The sequence below is a fragment of the Aurantibacillus circumpalustris genome, from assembly GCF_029625215.1.
Lineage (GTDB): Bacteria > Bacteroidota > Bacteroidia > B-17B0 > Aurantibacillaceae > Aurantibacillus > Aurantibacillus circumpalustris.
Map to the genome: position 1 here is coordinate 1409791 of NZ_CP121197.1, position 16838 is coordinate 1426628.

The following is a 16838-nucleotide window of genomic DNA, read 5'->3' on the forward strand; positions in this document are numbered from 1 at the left end:
AGGAAGCAGAAGTATTTGAAAAAGACGAACTGGCTGCCTTATTGCGAGTAATCCCGATTTAGTGTTTGTTAGCATTTCCTAATATATCTTTGGTTTTGAAATGCCTACAAACACTTGAATCGCAGACAGTTGTTTTTTCAACTGTCTGTTTAGGATTTAAGAGGCTCTTTCATTGGCCAAAAAAACACATAGGCCAGAATCATTATAAAACCAAAGCCTACAAGGCCCATTACGAAAGCTATATAAAGATGCATTAAAACCCCAAATATCAAAAACGGTTTTTTTACTTTTTTAATCCAAATTAAAATTGGAAAGAATAATTGGTAAAACAAGACTACATAATTCAAAACAAAAAAAACAGGCCTTAAGTTTTCCGAATAGGTAAAAAATGAATACATAGAAAAATACTGTATTTGCGCAACTCCTGAAATAGCTGTTCCTGCAAACCATGCTGGATCATTTAATTTAGCTAAGGCTGATAAAAAGTATAAAAGTGAAACCTGAATAACAATGGCTAAAAGTGAGAAATTGTGAAAACATATTTTCAACTGATCCTTCCATAAAAGGTTGTTAGTGAAATTCGTTACTAAAAAACAGTTGAAAATAAGTAACTGACTTAATAAGTTATCGCCTCCTGTGAGGGTGGGATAAACCCTGTTATGAATATTTATAACTAGAAAATAGAGTAAAAAGTCAAGAATAAAATAGAAACGTAAATTAAAAAGACCGAACAAAGAAATTCCTAAAGTGAGCATTACAAATGTTAAGCTTAAGTTAGGCGATAACGAATTGTAAAGTATAAAAGGAATTGTTTTAAACAGTCCAATACTTTTTGGGCTTACCATTACTATTGAATTTTCACCTAAAAGCAAATCGTAGTATAAAAGAAAATAAGCACACTCTATAATAAGATAACAATACAGAAGCTTTTTAAACCAAACGATTTGTGGTTTTAAGTGGTAATCCGAAAAAAAATATGCAATGAGTTTTTGCAAAAAGGGCTTGTTTTTTGCGTGTAAGGTAGGATTTATTTTAGGGATTTCTGAGTAGTGTAACATGACCTACATGACTTTCTGTTTTTTCGCTTACAAGATTTTTAAAACTTATTTTCCAAATATAAATCCCTTGAGGACTCTCTAGCCCTTTGTAATAGCCATTCCATCCATCTTCAGGATTTTTGCTTAGAAAAATACGCTGCCCCCAACGGTTAAATAATTCAAATTGGTATTGCTGAATACCAATAACGCTGGGTTTAAAAACATCATTTTGTCCATTATCATCAGGTGTAAATGAATTCGGAATCCAAAAACGAAATTCTGGTAAAATTTTAACGACATCAGTCATAGTGTCAGAACACCCAAAGGTATTCTTAATTATTTCGACGACGGTGTATGTGCCAAAATCGGTATAGGTGTGCAAATTTAATTTGTTGTTTGAGGTATAACCGTCACCAAAACTAAATGTACACGTGCTAAAGCCTCCATCAGTTATGTTGGTATTAATTGAAATATCTGGCTCAAAAATACTTGTTTCACGTGGACTAATTGTAAAAATGGCTAAGGGTTTTGGATTAACTACAATGTTTGTAAGAATAGCAATGGAGGTGTCCTTGCATAACTCGGTGGTTTCTACTGTTAAACTAACTGTGTATGTTCCTGCTGGAGTAAATACATGTGTGGGTTCAAACGAAGTAGTGGTTTTGCTATTCCCTAAATTCCAAAAATAACGGACGGGAAGATCGCTACTGCTGCCGTTACTAAAAGAGATGCGCGCAGGGTCACAAAGTCCATTTTGAATATTATTAATTTTTGCATGTGGTCGGCCAATAACTCTTATACTATCTGTAAATGTGTCTCTGCATGCAAATTGTTTGGCTCTTAATGCCACATAAAATAAACCACCTTCAGTATAATGAATACCCACAGGGTTTTTTAGAATAGATGTTGAAGGAGTGGCTTGCGCTGAAAAATCCCATTCATAAGTTGTTTGAGGTAAATAATCTCCGCCAACGTTAAAATTAAATGCGTTGTTTTTGAAACATTGCCTTTCAAGTTTATCAAAATTTATTTTTAGCGGCGGATAAACATAAACCGGCTTTTTTAAAGTATCGGTACAAGGTTTGCCCGGATTAGTAATGAGCGTAAGCATATAGATTCCGGTGTCCTGATACATGTATGTGGGATTTAATATATTGGAAGTGTCTGAAGCTATACTTGGCACGCCAAAGTCCCAATGATATATGGGTGTAGAAGAATTATTAATACTTTGATTGGTAAAAGCAATTGTTTGGCCCTGGCACTGTTGCTTCTGATCGGCTACAACGCTTAGTACATTTACTGTGCAGCCAATTACAGTAAACTGAAAATCTCTCAAATGCGAATTCAGCAATTTATTATTACGATATTCTTCTACACGAATCCCTACAACATATTGCCCTGTAAGTGTGGGTGTGCCTGATAACTCACCAGTTACTGGATTGATTGCAAATGCGGGGTTCCCGTCAATAGGATATGTTCCGCTATAAGGGGCAATATAAAATACATTTGTATATGGAGGAGGAGTTGCTTCTGTGGGACATGAGGCGGGCGGTGAGACACACGTGCCGCCTGTTGGTGGCGCTTGCTGGCCGATAGAAGCGCAGCACGCATCAAGTCCGGCATAGGGAGCACAAAGAGAATAAACAAGTTGGTCGCCATCAGGATCAATAGCTGAATGATCAAATTTTAAGGGCACACTGCGGCAAATATAAATTGGAGGAAATTTTGAAAAGCGTGGAGAACTATTTATCACAGCATCTTCTGGTCCAGGAATTCTAGCAAAGTAGGTAGCTCCTTGTCCATCAGGGTTTGAAAGGTTCTCGATAATAGAATTTCTGCAACAACGCTGGTAGACTAATGTGTACCCGCCTAATTTTGGAGGTAAATCTAGCGTGTCGGTATATACCCCTTCTTCAATACAGATTGTATTTGGCGCTAAAATGCACGGGTTATTAAATGCAGGTGGTACTGGAGTTATAACTGGTGCGCCAATGTCATAAATGCCAATAAAGGTATTAGAGGCATCGTAAACAGTTAAATACGCTGGCCCTGCAGGTTCTATTCCGTCAAACCCGCTCGCATTGGCAGCAGCGCAGTCTCGGTATATTTTAAGGATAATTTGATATTTTCCATTCCCAAGATCATTGTAAATCAATTCCCCTCCAACAATGTGAAAAGAAAATCCATTGTAACTAAATAACAGAAATAGAACTATGTTAATGAGTTTTTTCACGGAGTCGAAATCAAGTTTTAAGGTACTAAAAATATAGTCAGCCTCGTATGACTTTTATATTTGGATTAATTAACCTTTTAATTGGCAAAGCAAACGTAGTTTTTGGCCCTTAATTTGCATATTTTTGTACATGATGTCTAAACTCAGATTAGTCTTTTTTTCTCTCATTTTTTTTAAAGTGTCTACTGCGCAATTAGCTTTAGATCGTGACACCATAACCGTAATTGAAAACGCTTATGTTTTAAAAATGCCTTGGGCAAATGGTCTTAATTTTGCAAATGTTTCGAATATAGATTTGAATGGCGATGGAAAAAAAGACATTGTAGCTTTTGATCGATTAAATCCTTATGGTGTTGGACGTTTTAGGTGTTTTATTCATTCCGGCAATGTGGGCGAAATTAAATACAAGGAGAATTGGTATTTAAGCTATTTATTTCCTCAGGTTGCCAATTGGGCGGTTTTTAAAGATTATAATTGTGATGGTAAGGAAGATCTTTTTTGTTCTACTAATTCTGGCATTAAAGTTTATAAAAATACTACCTCCAATGGCGTTCTTAGTTTTCAGTTAGTTAAACCTTTAATTTATACAGATTACAATCCTGGTGGAAATCCACTAGTAAGTAATTTATACGCTAGTTCGATTGGAGTGCCAGGCATTGTTGATATTGATAATGATGGTGATCTCGACATTCTCACCTTTGCCCCGCAAGGAATTTTTATTGAGCTCCATAAAAATATGTCGGTAGAAAAAAATTTCGGTTGTGATAGTTTAGTCTTTGAAAACACTGATAATTGCTGGGGTAAGTTAAGCGAAAGTAATTGCGCGGTAAACTTTAATGCATGTGGATCGAATAGAAACAAAAACATAGATGAGTTACTTTCACAATCAAAAACCTATCATGCAGGTTCATGTTTAGCTTGTTTGGATAGCGATGGTGATAATGACATTGATCTTATAATGGGTGATATTTCCTGTAATACGATAGAGTACGTTCACAACACTGGCGTTGCAACGCTTGCAGATTTTACCGACAGTACAAAACTATATCCTAACTATCCAAATAAAAACAGCACCACTGTTGCTAAAATGAATAGTTTTCCGTGTGCTTACTACGTCGATGTGAACGCCGATAATAAAAAAGATCTTATTGTAACACCAAATTCTTATGGCACCGAAAACTATAAAAGTGTTTGGTTATATAAAAACACGAGCCTTACAAACACCGTTAATTTTCAATTCGAAAAAAATAATTTTTTGCAAGATGAAATGATTGAGGTTGGCCAAAATTCTTTCCCGGTTGTTTTTGATTGTGATTCTGACGGAAAAAAAGATCTCCTTATTGGAAACTATGGTTATTACAATGGAAGTTCGTTAAACAGTAAACTTACCTTGTATAAAAATATTGGAACAACAAGTCAACCTACCTATTCACTCATTACACGTGATTACGCCAGCCTAAGCACTATTGTACTCAATAATAATTTGCATTTGAATAATGCAGTTCCTACGGTTGGAGACATAGATTCGGATGGGGATGTTGATATAATTATTGGTACTTCAAGCGGACAAGTACATTGGCTGGAAAATACGGCTGGTACAAATAACCCTTGTAATTTTTCCATATTTCATGAAAATCCTTTTTTAATTACTACTCCTTCTTCCGCGGCAGCCCCTCAATTATTTGATTTGGATAACGATTCCCATCTTGATTTATTAATAGGAATGCAAAACGGTAAAATTGCCTGGTACCGAAATGTAGGAACTTCTTCAGTGCCTTCTTTTTCGCTCGTTACAAGTAGTTTGGGAGGTGTAGATGTAAAGGGCGATCCAAATGTGTTTGGCTATGAGGGCTATGCTACACCTTTTTTTTACAAAGAAAATGGAGTTACCAATTTGCTGGTTGGATCTTTTAGCGGATCAATAGCACAATACATAGTGCCAAGTATAGTCACAAATTCTTTTACCCTTATTACGAAAAATGTAAATGGATTTAATGAAGGAAGTCAGTCAACTGTTTGCTACGAAGACGTGAACGGTGATGCCAAACGTGATCTTATTATTGGAAATAGCGGCGGGGGATTAAATTTCTTTTCATCAAAAGCGCTTACCATTGGTGTTGATGAATTAAATACAAATAGTTTGACTTCTAAAATTTCTTTTTTCCCAAATCCTACAAAAGGCAAGGTGACAATAAATATGGATGTAGTGAATTTTCAAAAAGGAACACTTCTTATTCATGATGTTCTTGGAAAGGAAATAATAAACTCCTCGCTTAACGCTACTTCTGAAACGTTTGATTTATCCAATGTAGACAACGGGGTTTATTTTATTACTATTCTTATTACCTCAAATTTTCAAACAGAGCGCATTACTAAAAAAATCCTTAAAGATTAATTGAAGAAAACCTTTGTCTACATACTTGTTTCTTCTCTTTTAGTTTTTTTTTCTTGTACAAAAGATATTGGAAAAAAGGACTACACAAACTTTGGGAACTACCCGCGGGAGATTGGAAATATTATGGCGAGCAGTTGCGCTGTAACTGGTTGTCATAATTCGGAAAGTTATCTTGCTGCAAGTGATTTTAATCTAGAAAGCTGGGAAAAAATGTTTTTAGGTTCTTCTAACGGTTCTCCGGTAGTTCCATATAGCAGTCAATTCTCCTCTCTCTGTTATTTTATTAATACCTATCCTGATTTAGGAATTCAAAACACCCCAGTTATGCCACTCAACGGCATTGCACTTTCTTATAAGGATGTAAAAACAATAAAGGATTGGATTAATAATGGCGCACCCGATATGAATGGGAATATTAAATGGGCAGATAACCCAAAGAGAAAAAAGTTTTATGCTGTGAATCAAGGCTGCGATGTAGTGACAGTTTTTGATGCTGAAACTCAACTGCCAATGCGTTTTATAGAAGTTGGTAACAAACCCGGCATTGAAAGTCCTCATCAGGTAAGGGTTTCAGAAGATGGGAATTATTGGTACGTGCTTTTTGTGAATAATAATATTATGCAAAAATACCGTTGCAGTGACGATAGTTACGTGGGAGACATTCCATTAACGCCACTTGCAGCCGGGTCGGGACCAGAAAATAATTTGGACTGGAATACCTTTATAATTAGCAAAGACGGTAAACGTGCTTACTGCGCCTCCTATAATCCTAGTGGCAGAGTTTCTGCTGTTGATCTTGAAAAAATGAAATTAATTGCTTATTCAGGTGTGCTTTCCAGTCCGCATGGTATTGCTTTAAACGCGGAAGAAGACAAGGTTTACGTTGGAGCTCAAGAGAATAATTATATTACCGTTCTTGATACAACATTTACTGATGCGAACAAAATTTTTCTGGATAATAGTTCTTCTTCTAATTCTTCTATCAAGCCGCACGACCTGCTTCTATCTGAGGATAAAAAATCCCTTTTTATCACCTGTCAGGAATCTAACGAGGTTCGAATCTTGAATCTTACTACCGGGCAAATAACGATTATTCCAACAGGGAAAATGCCTCAGGAAATAGTTTACTCTAAATCTTTCCAACAGTATTTTGTTACCTGCACCGAGGACAATGTTAGTTTTCCAAATTTTACAGGAGTCATTACGCGTATTGATGCAGAGGGATATGCTACAAAAAACATTCAATGCGGCTTTCAGCCTCATGGCATTGCTGTGGATGAAATAAAAAAGATTCTTTATGTTTTATCGCGAAATGTTTCAACCAGCGGCCCATTACCTCACCATACAAGTCAGTGCGGAGGCAGAAATGGCTTCGTTAGTTTTGTAGATCTTACTACCTTTAGTGTATTAAAGAAACGTTACGAATTGAGTGCAGATCCTTATTTTATATTCGCAAGACCTTAATAAATCATATGACTAACGCATTACAAGAAGCATTGAAACACCAACCAATTTTACTTTTCGACGGGGAATGTGGTTTTTGCAATAAGTCTGTACAATTCTTTTTAAATAGAGAAAAACCAAGTAAGAAAATGCACTTTGCGCCGCTTGAATCTGAAATAGGAAAGGCATTAAAAGCATATTTTGAAATAGATGAAAAGATTGACAGTATTATTTTAATTCGAGATCATTCAGCTTTCATAAAATCATGTGCTGCTTTGCGAATGACGCAATACATGAATGGTCTTTGGCCGCTGTTAAGCATTTTTGTAATTATCCCGCCGTTTTTAAGAAATGTTGTTTATGATTTTATTGCGAAGCGCCGTAGAAAAATAATTGGAAGAGTCAAGACTTGTGAATTAATAAACATGGAGGATAAAAAAAGATTTCTTTCTTTATAAGTTCCGTTTACCCTTTTGGCGCAAAAGCAATACTCGCTAAAGACACTTTTATTCCTGGAACATGTTTGAGAGCTTGCCAACAAGCTTCAATAGTAGCACCTGTTGTAACCACATCATCTACCAGTAATACGTGTTTGTTTGCAGGTAAAATTTCAGTATCAAGTTTAAAAATCCCTTCTACGTTTTCCCACCGCTGAAATTTTCGTTTTTTGGTTTGCGTGGCAGTATCCACAACTCTTACAAGCGAATTAACATCCAGGGTTTTATTGAGACTTTTTGCTAAGCCTTTTGCGAACCACTCACTCTGATTAAATCCCCTTGCTTTCAATTTATTTTTATGAAGTGGAATAGGGATGATTGAATCAACCGTGTTAAAACTGTTATCTTTTGCTAATTCTTTACCATAAAGTTCACCTAAATATTCTGCCAATTCCTTTTGCTCCTGATATTTAATAGCGTGAAGGAGTTTTTGAATTTTCCCACTTTTTTCGTACAAATAGAAAGAGGCAGCTGTATGCATGGGCACGCGGCCACTAAAGGTTCGCGCCAATTCAGAATCTTCGTATTTATGATAATTACTCTTTGATAAATTTAGTTTGCAGTAATTGCAAAGAAACACCTCATGTGCAAATAAATTGTTGGAACACGCCTCGCAGTGGCGGGGATAAATTAATGACAAGAAATCGTTAATAAGTGCCATAGATTTAATACGAAAGTACTGCTTTTGTATGTTAATTTTGACGCATGAATGAAGAAAAGGAAAAATCGCGAAAGAGAGGCGGTATTATTATTTTATGGTCGGTAATTATCCTTTTAATGGCGAGTAATGCTGTCACCATTTGGTTATGGAAAACGGGTAAAAATGAAATTATCAAGGAGAAAATAGTGACGGAACAAGTGATTATTGAACGCGATAATGTAAAAGCAGATTTACTCGTTCTGCAAAAAGATTTTGAGGGACTTCAAGTAAGCGATAAAATTTTACAAAGTGAAATAGAAGAGAAACGAGTTCGAATTGAAGAGTTGATTAAACAAGCCGATAAGCATAAAGGAGACGCTTATGTTATTTCACAGTTAAGAAAAGAAACGGAAACTTTGCGAAGCATCATGCAAGGGTATGTGCGAACAATAGATTCACTAAACACGCTAAATGTTACTTTAATCAAGGAGAAGAAAACAGTTTTAAAACAACTCGACTACGAGAAAGAAAAACAAACTACGCTTATTAAAGAAAAGGACGAGCTTAAGACTACTATCGCGAAGGGAAGCGTGTTAACTTGCTTCAACATAAGTGCTACTCCAGTATCCTACAAAAGAGGTGGAAAAAAAGAAAGCGAAACAAACAAAGCTAAGAAGGTCGAGAAAATAAAAGTGAGTTTTACATTGGGTGAGAATAAAATCGCAAGAACAGGAGAAAAGACCGTGTATGTGAGAATAATGACCCCTGACGGCAAGGAGATGGCCAAGAATTACGACGATAATTATAAGTTCACTTTTAATAAGAGCAACGGCTATTTTGCAGGAAAAGAAACACTCAACTATGCGAATGTAGAAATTAACGGTGTAACCTATTGCGAAGGGCAAGGGGAATACGTGCCTGGAAAGTATATGGTTGAGGTTGCTTGCGACGGCGTGGTTATTGGAAGTACTTCTTTTAAACTGGATTAAAATTTTATTTTCGTTTTTCCCATAAACCATTATTTTATTATATCTGCATTACCATTGTAATTTGTAAAGTGAGCCCTTTGGACGACTTAATAAATACAATTGGTATAAACTCCCGCTAATACTGCTTGTTCTTTTTTCTTGAAAAAAAAGAACCAAAAATTCAAGGCTTCATAAACTTTTGCGGAAATTCAGAGGGTTTTAAGCCGACGCTACGATCATTTTCTGGCGAAGGGCCAGAAAAGCGTAGCGCCCTCGCACGAGCTTTCCAAAAAAGCCTTTGTACCCAACTAAACGCTTAAGTCTTAGTTTGCTTTTTTGTAACTCCTTTTAAAACCCTCTGAATTTCTATCGCAAAATTTTATGAGGCCGAACCCACCGAGCCCACCAAAAGAAACACTTTTGCTTTATTTTAAACTAATTTGAGTCGTCGTCGATTTGACAATTGTCAAGGCCGCGTGAGAATTTCCGATTATAATAATAACTTAATCTCACTCCAACTTCACAAACCTTCCACGCCAAACGCTTTCAGCGTTTTGTGCTTGAATAAAATATACGCCTGATTTTAGTTCGGAGGTGTTAATTTGATTCTGCCCTTTGTTGAGATTACTTTGAAGTAATAACTTACCATTCAAATCAAAGATCATTAAAGTAGATGAAGCAATTGCCTCAACCGAAACTAGATCAGAAAAAGGATTTGGAAACACACGAAAATCACCCTTGTTTTCAAATGCTGAAATTCCCAAACAAGGGTTCACCTCAACAGTAAATGTTTTTGATAAAGTACAACCATTTAAGGTGCCGGACACTGAATACGGTGTTGTTGCAGTGGGGTTTAACGCCACGGTGCTTGCCGTGGAGTTTGTACTCCACAAATAAGTATTTGCTCCGCTTACAGTAAACGTATTTTTTTCTCCTTTACACAAAGCAAAATTACCCGCCACATTTACGGTTGGACCAGGTGTGCTAATTGTAATTACTTTTTTTAGGGTATCGTTAGTGCAGGCACCATATAAAATAAGTGATACTGTATACGTGCCGGTAGTTGAATAGGTATGCACAGGATTTCCTAACGTAGATGAGTTTGCCGCACCTGCTGCAGGCTCTCCAAAATCCCAGGCATAACTGCTTGGCGAGTAAGGCGTACTTGTGCAACCGCTGCTAAAAGTGGGCACTGGCGGTACTGAAAAAGAACTGGTTTGGCAGGCAAGGCTGTTGGTAAATGGTGTGGGTAAGGGTCTCGTATAAGTGTTGATGAAATTGGGAAGACCTAAAGCGCAAAATTTCGGGGCAACGTTTTGTCCGTTTAACGTAAAACCCATAGCCACACCACTAGCATTAGGATTGTGAATAACACTTAAACTAAATTGCTGGCCAGGACCAGAAGCTGTAAGATAGAGTTTGCCATTGATTGCGCGTTGAATGGAACCAAGATATAATCCATTTGTATTTATCGAATATTGAGATGCTATGATGGCTTGATTGTTTGCAGCGCAAATATCCCACTGATAAAGTCCGGTAACTGTTGCGCTAATCATTGGTCCAGCCGCACCATATAACTTAGAGCCATCGGGTGAAAACTCAACTCCATACGCACCACTATTGGGAATATTGGTGCCACTTAAAAGCGTGAGAGAATTAGATACCGTGCCATTAGCTGCATTAAAATCAAATAAATGAAACCCGCCACTACCTAAACTTTGTGGAATAGAGGTTGTTGCTGATGCCATGGCCAACTTTTTGCCATCCGGTGAAACTTTAAGTTGCCCGATACTAATTAAACCAGTACCCGCCATTGATTCCCCTATAGCGGAAACTACAGGAGAACTAATCACTCCGTTACTGTTAAGCAAATAAGCCCTGAATTCATTGCTCCCATAATGATGGCTTACCACCCAAACATCTTTGCCATTACAATGTCTCACCGCTACTTGCCTTTCACAGCTTGGGTCATAAAGATGTGAATTTTTCACAGTAACAGATCCCAAACCTGCTGCCAGACTCATATCTACTATTGAATAATTTGCGCCATTGGTACTATTTTGTAACGAGACTGTAAAAACATAATATAGCGAGTCGCTTCCAGGTTTTTTGACTATTAAAGCTGACTGAGTGCTTGATCCTTGACCAAATAAACCTAGACCGTTGGCCATGACTGAATGGGTACTGTTAAAAACGCTAATTCCATCTGTATAAAATAATAAATTTCCTACATTGTCAGATATGGTAGCACAACCTTCTACGGTATTTAACACACCACTGGTGAGTATGGTGGGAGGGTTGGTACTAAAATCAAGTCCAGCTTTTGCCCCGAAATACCATTTACTAAATTCTAACTGTGCGGGGGAGTATAGGCTGCAGAACAGCACTAAAAGTAGATAGATTTTTCTTGTGATTTTCATAAGCTAATGTATGTAATTTTATGATCCGTTTATCTTGTTTTGACGTGTAATAGAAAATAAATATGTAGTCGATTCAGCTTTTGATTTTATTTTATTAAACCCCTTGCCTGAAAAATTCAGGTAAGGGGTTTCAAGATTTGTTATTGTCACTTCGACAAATTAAGGTAGTATGTTTGCACAATTTCAATTTTAATCCGTTTTTACCAGTTTTCTATGAATCGTTTTACCGCTATCACTGCTGATAGTAATGATGTAGATAGATGCTGCCAGTTCCGAAACATCTAAACTATTTTCGTTACCACTCAAATTTGATTTGACGAGTATTTGTTTACCAGCCAAATCAAAAACGCTCACCGAAAGATTCTCCGCACTGCCTTCACTTACAATCGTTAAGCGCCCATTTGTAGGGTTTGGGAAAATAGATAATTTATTTTCATCCAGCTCATCTTGGATCGGCGCTATAGTTGAAGAATTTGCTAAGCGCCAGCTTGGTGGTGGAACAAAAAAACTAGTGGCCGGGCAATCGGGTATAGGATTGTTATTCAAAAAAATGCTTGGTGGTGCTCCGGACATATCATAAGCATCAGATGGATTTGGAAAACTAGTATTCAAAACAGGATTTGTACTAGGTAGATTTTGTACATATAAAGGGGAAAGACTTGCAGTACTGTTTTCGCAATAGGTTTGATTTTGTGCTGTATTTTGTCCCCAGTTACTCCCGCACCACGGGGTATTTAGCCAAATATTTTGATTGGCTTGGTTTTGATTACCTTGAGGTCCAATTACTGCGCTGTTCGTAAGGGCTAAACCTGCATAATTACTGCACATGGTATTGTTTTTCCATTCGGTTGCAGTGTTTGAGCCATCGAAATGGTAACCATAGTAGGTTTCTGTTTCGGTGTTACACTCTACTACTGGGGTTGGATACCCTGGGTCTTGGTTATTATAAAAATAAAGTGCGGAAACGGTGCCGTTTGCCGCAGGCCATATTTGTGTAGCGGTAACGGTGTTCATAAACACATTCATTGCACCATTGTGATTTTCTAAAGCAACTCCATATTGAGGCAGGGAATAGGTAGCATCGTCTTCTAACAATATTTCGTTGGTAGATACCCAGGTGGGTAAATGTTCCATGCCATTTATGCGTATACCTCTAAAGGCTCGGTTAATTTTATTACTTGTTATGAAACACCCCGTGCCGGTGGGGTTTCCGGTATTCCAACCCGTGAGATTTGGTGTTTCCAATGTAATTGCGTCATTCATGTACTCGCTTGTATTTGCTGAAGTAGAGCTGTATGGTGCACTGCTATTCACTTCTGCACCAAAATAATTTTCATTAAATCCAAAACCAATAGGATAAATTCCATAGCTAAGCGAAAAAATGTTATAAGGATACGTCGTTAATGGGGTTCGCATAATAATTCCATTTCTTATATTATTAAATTCACTATTAAACACAGTAAAATTAAAGCGGTTAGATTCATAGTTCACACCAACATCTCCCTGAGTTGTTTGCAAAGGCAAATTTGCTGTTAATACTGAATGCGTGCTTCTGAAAGTTGAACCTGTAACCCAGCATTCAAATACATTATGAGCATTTATACCCGTAACACAATCCCAAAAATAATTTCCACCAGTTCGCAAATCTAAAGTAGCATTCATAAGTGAACTGTCGCTTATTTCATGGTTGATACCTACGCCACCAAACCAGCCCGATGGGGTATTGTAGTACTGTAAGTTTTGAAAAACATTGAACATTGTTCTTAGATTCCCTTCGTTAATATCAATACCATTACCAATACCATCAAACAGATTAAAATCGTTTGCGATAAAGGCGGGCTGGGTGAAGCCGAACTCGACATTGGGAGAGACTGTGCTACCACTTGCGACAGTGTTACCAGTTGGATCACCAAAGTTTTCAATTTGTATGCCTATATGGGCCGGTTGGCTGGTGTAAGGTTGTTTTAAATTAACTTGCGCAAAATTAGTATTCAAGTAACCATAAGGCGGTGCAAGGCCTCCGACGCTCGCGGTTGGCCATCTTAAAGCACCAGGTGTGTTGGTGTGGTCGTTGTTTGGCCAGGTAAGAACTGTTGACGGGAAAGTAGTATAGGTCATGGTTTTACTTGAAAACACGCAACCACTAATGCCAAGAGACAATGTAGTTAAGTTAGGCGCAGCATTACTAATTCTAATGCCAATGTAATTTCTATTAAAAATTATACGAGATATTTCTATGGGGGGCACTGAACCTGAATTTGTCGCTGAAACTTGATCTAAGTCAATGGCAACTATGGCGTCTTCTATCATGCTATTAGATGTTCGTGTGTTGACTGCTGTTATCTGGCCACCATCTTGAACAATAATTCCTTGCCACATTTTAATGCCACAACCGAAAAGGTGTGTATGGTCAAGATCAAGTTGCATCCCTGAGGGCACTTTTATTGACACACCTTCAGTAATCCATACCTCTGCATTTTGAAAAAAGGTAGAACTTGTGAGTGTTATCGCGCTACTCAAGACATACGAATTGTTAGCGTATGTACCTCCAATTCCCGAGCTTGGCAGCTGTATCATACCAGCGGTTGGTTGCGCACAACAATTTGAAGCAATACTAACCGCCATGGTTGCACTTGATGGGCAGCCTAGTGAAAATGAACTAGCACTAACCGTATAAACTGTGGCAACAGAAGGACAAACACTTACCAAAGAACCAGTAAGCGGGGGACTTGTTTGCCAAGTATAGCTTACAGGTGATGTAAGTGTGGATGTTGCTACAACAGTAGTGCAAAGACCTGCATTTGTGCAAAGTACTACGTCTGGTGCGACTATGGGAATAGGAGAGCCAAGAGGAACGGTACCTGTGTATTGTGCAACACATGAATTTGTAGGCCCAGAACCCAACACCGTATATGAAACAGCTACGCTTGAGTTAAAAGTTATAGTGGGAGTACCTGTAAAAGTCTGCACTGGACTTCCAATATACCAGGTGTAGTTAAGCGCCCCGCCGGCAGTTAACGTATTTGTTATACCAGGACATATTGCCGGTGGTGAAACTGTTATAACAGGTGCGGCCAATGTACTCACTTTAACTGTTGATGTCCCTACACATGGACCTGATGATCCTTTTACTGTATAAGTTGTACTAGCGGTAGGTGTTACCACTATAGAGCTTCCACTTCCGATACCTAACCAGTTGTATGAAGAAGCGCCTGATGCGGTGAGAGTAGATGATCCACCAGAGCATACTACCGATGGATTTGCAACGGATGTAACAGTTGGATTTGGTATTATGCTTAAAGTGGTTAAAGCGGTATTTGTACAGCCCTGGATACTTTGGACGAGAGCAGTGTATGTTGTCGTAGAAGCTGTGCCAATTGAAATTGGTGTATTAGAGAAAACCTGACTACTGGCTGGCGGGAAATTTAGAATGAAATAATGCCAACCATTACCCGTAACAGTTAGGTTGGCGCTACCTGCCTGACATAATGCAGTTGGTGAGACGACAGCACTGACTGTTGGAGTAAGGAAACTTTTTACAAGCACAGTTTTTGTGTAAACGCAACCTGTACCCCCTCCAATAGCTGTATATACAAAGTTGTTTACTGTAGTTGGAGATACTAGAACCGTGTTGGTAGTTGCAATTTGCGCACCTCCAGGAGCATTCCATGTGTAGTTAACAGCGCCGCTGACCGTTAGTAAAACCGATTTACCAGTACAAACTGTTGGGGTAACGGGTGTAATAGTTAATGGTGGAGGTACAGTGACACTATAACCGGCAGCGGAAATACAATCGTAGCCATGACTTGTAAGAGTTAAGATACCAACTGAAACGATGCCAGGTATTGTTTGAGAAACAACACTAAGCAGGCTATTTGTGGATGGTGGGCCTCCCCAACCACTTGGCTTACTCCAAGAATAGGTAGTTGCCACATTTGTTGGTATGCCAACAGATAATGCAGTTGCGGCTGTATATTGTGCTGATGTGGGAGTACATAAAAGAGTCGGTCCTGAAATGGAAGAATACACCATATAATTAAAAAGCCCGACGGCTTCAACCTTTAAGCCGGCATATCGACATTCGGGTGCTAATCCAGGAATCATCTTTACCCGCACAATAATTTCATTTGAACCGCCTTTCCAATTTGTACACCAATTAAATCTTACAGCGTTTATACGTTGAAGAAGAGGATAGTTAGAGCCAATAATATTTGTTGTATAAGCTGGAACACCATTAACCGTTATGCTATGTATCCAATCACTGGCAAAGAGCTGCCAATTAATGCTCAATACCGGGTTCGGTGCTAAGGTAAAAGTTAGTTTAAAATACAAATCTGGCGGTGGTAAAGTCGGAGAACAAGAGTATCCTGCAAGTGCCCCGGAGCAGATAAGATTAGGAGCGGTTATCCAGCTCGGGGCCCCACCAGTGCCATTAGGTGACCAAGCAACACAATTTGTACTTGTAATTGGTGGTGCTGGTGCAATAACGGCAGGCACACCTGTAACAGTGCTATTATTAACTGTCCAACGAGGGTCGTTACCAGAAAGAATGGAAGTCATCGCTGTAGTAGTGGCTACGTTTACTCCTGTATTACCTAATAAAGTGATACTTGGGTGCGGCGGTGCTACATTTTGAGAATGCAAGTCGCCACAAATAACTAGAGAAAAAATAAGGCAGAAAAAGATAGTGAGTGCTTTTACTGGTTTACCTAAAAATTGTGTTTGTTTCATTTTATTTGTTTTTATAAATAAGGGATTTAGAACTTTTAAAACATGATTTTTTTCATCTAAACTGAAAAGAAATTATGCGGGAGCTTCTTTTGGTTTATACGTTTTCTTTTTACTTTTCATGAATTTTTTAATTAAAATCTATGACGTTTTTTTAAACTGTAAGTGGGGTACTCATTTTTATTCAATTAACATAGCATAGTACCTTTTACAATTAATCAATTGTCTAAAAAAACAACTATTCAGTACATTTAAAAAAATTAGTGCTAATAGGCGCCAACAAGGAAAAAATTGGGTTTGCCGCTTACCATTGTAAATATTATAATTTGCCGATTATAATTATGAAAACATTATGTGAATTTATTTCTCCTATTAAAACACACAAGTTTTCACAGAGCAAAAGTGTATCTATAAAATAAGGAAGTCAAGAGATTTCAAATGCGAGATTGCATATTTAAAAGAAAAACAAAACTTTCG

The 16838-nt window shown here is 37.8% G+C and carries 9 protein-coding genes; 4 read left to right on the forward strand and 5 right to left on the reverse strand.

The window, feature by feature from the left end:
• Nucleotides 1-149: 149 nt before the first annotated feature.
• Together P2086_RS05925 and P2086_RS05930 are read right to left on the reverse strand one after the other, a co-directional pair.
• Entirely contained in the window at nucleotides 150-1058 is a 909-nt protein-coding gene (locus P2086_RS05925) for an HTTM domain-containing protein (protein ID WP_317899522.1), read from the reverse strand.
• The gene (locus tag P2086_RS05930) at nucleotides 1033-3270 is read right to left on the reverse strand and encodes a PKD domain-containing protein (protein WP_317899523.1); all 2238 of its coding nucleotides are present in this window, start codon (nucleotides 3268-3270) and stop codon (nucleotides 1033-1035) included. The genes P2086_RS05925 and P2086_RS05930 overlap by 26 nt, the downstream gene beginning before the upstream one ends.
• 130 nt (nucleotides 3271-3400) lie before the next feature.
• Between P2086_RS05930 and P2086_RS05935 the strand changes: the two genes are divergently transcribed.
• From P2086_RS05935 to P2086_RS05945, 3 genes are read left to right on the forward strand one after another with little or no spacing between them, the layout of a single operon-like run.
• Complete coding sequence (locus tag P2086_RS05935; protein WP_317899524.1) at nucleotides 3401-5665, forward strand: T9SS type A sorting domain-containing protein; 2265 nt, start codon at nucleotides 3401-3403, stop codon at nucleotides 5663-5665.
• Nucleotides 5666-7129, forward strand: a complete 1464-nt coding sequence (locus tag P2086_RS05940) for a YncE family protein (RefSeq protein WP_317899525.1) — start codon at nucleotides 5666-5668, stop codon at nucleotides 7127-7129.
• Nucleotides 7130-7137: 8 nt separating this feature from the next.
• Entirely contained in the window at nucleotides 7138-7566 is a 429-nt protein-coding gene (locus tag P2086_RS05945) for a thiol-disulfide oxidoreductase DCC family protein (RefSeq protein ID WP_317899526.1), read from the forward strand.
• 7 nt (nucleotides 7567-7573) lie between these two features.
• On the opposite strand, the gene P2086_RS05950 is transcribed toward P2086_RS05945, so the two are convergent.
• Nucleotides 7574-8266, reverse strand: a complete 693-nt coding sequence (locus tag P2086_RS05950; RefSeq protein ID WP_317899527.1) for a ComF family protein — start codon at nucleotides 8264-8266, stop codon at nucleotides 7574-7576.
• Nucleotides 8267-8310: 44 nt separating this feature from the next.
• On the opposite strand from P2086_RS05950, the gene P2086_RS05955 reads away from it, so the two are divergent.
• Nucleotides 8311-9234, forward strand: a complete 924-nt coding sequence (locus P2086_RS05955) for a DUF8428 domain-containing protein (protein ID WP_317899528.1) — start codon at nucleotides 8311-8313, stop codon at nucleotides 9232-9234.
• A gap of 488 nt (nucleotides 9235-9722) precedes the next feature.
• Here the strand turns inward: P2086_RS05955 and P2086_RS05960 are convergent, their stop codons facing one another.
• Nucleotides 9723-11633, reverse strand: a complete 1911-nt coding sequence (locus P2086_RS05960; protein WP_317899529.1) for a T9SS type A sorting domain-containing protein — start codon at nucleotides 11631-11633, stop codon at nucleotides 9723-9725.
• Between the two features lie 189 nt (nucleotides 11634-11822).
• Nucleotides 11823-16364, reverse strand: a complete 4542-nt coding sequence (locus P2086_RS05965; protein ID WP_317899530.1) for a T9SS type A sorting domain-containing protein — start codon at nucleotides 16362-16364, stop codon at nucleotides 11823-11825.
• Between the last annotated feature and the right edge of the window lie 474 nt (nucleotides 16365-16838).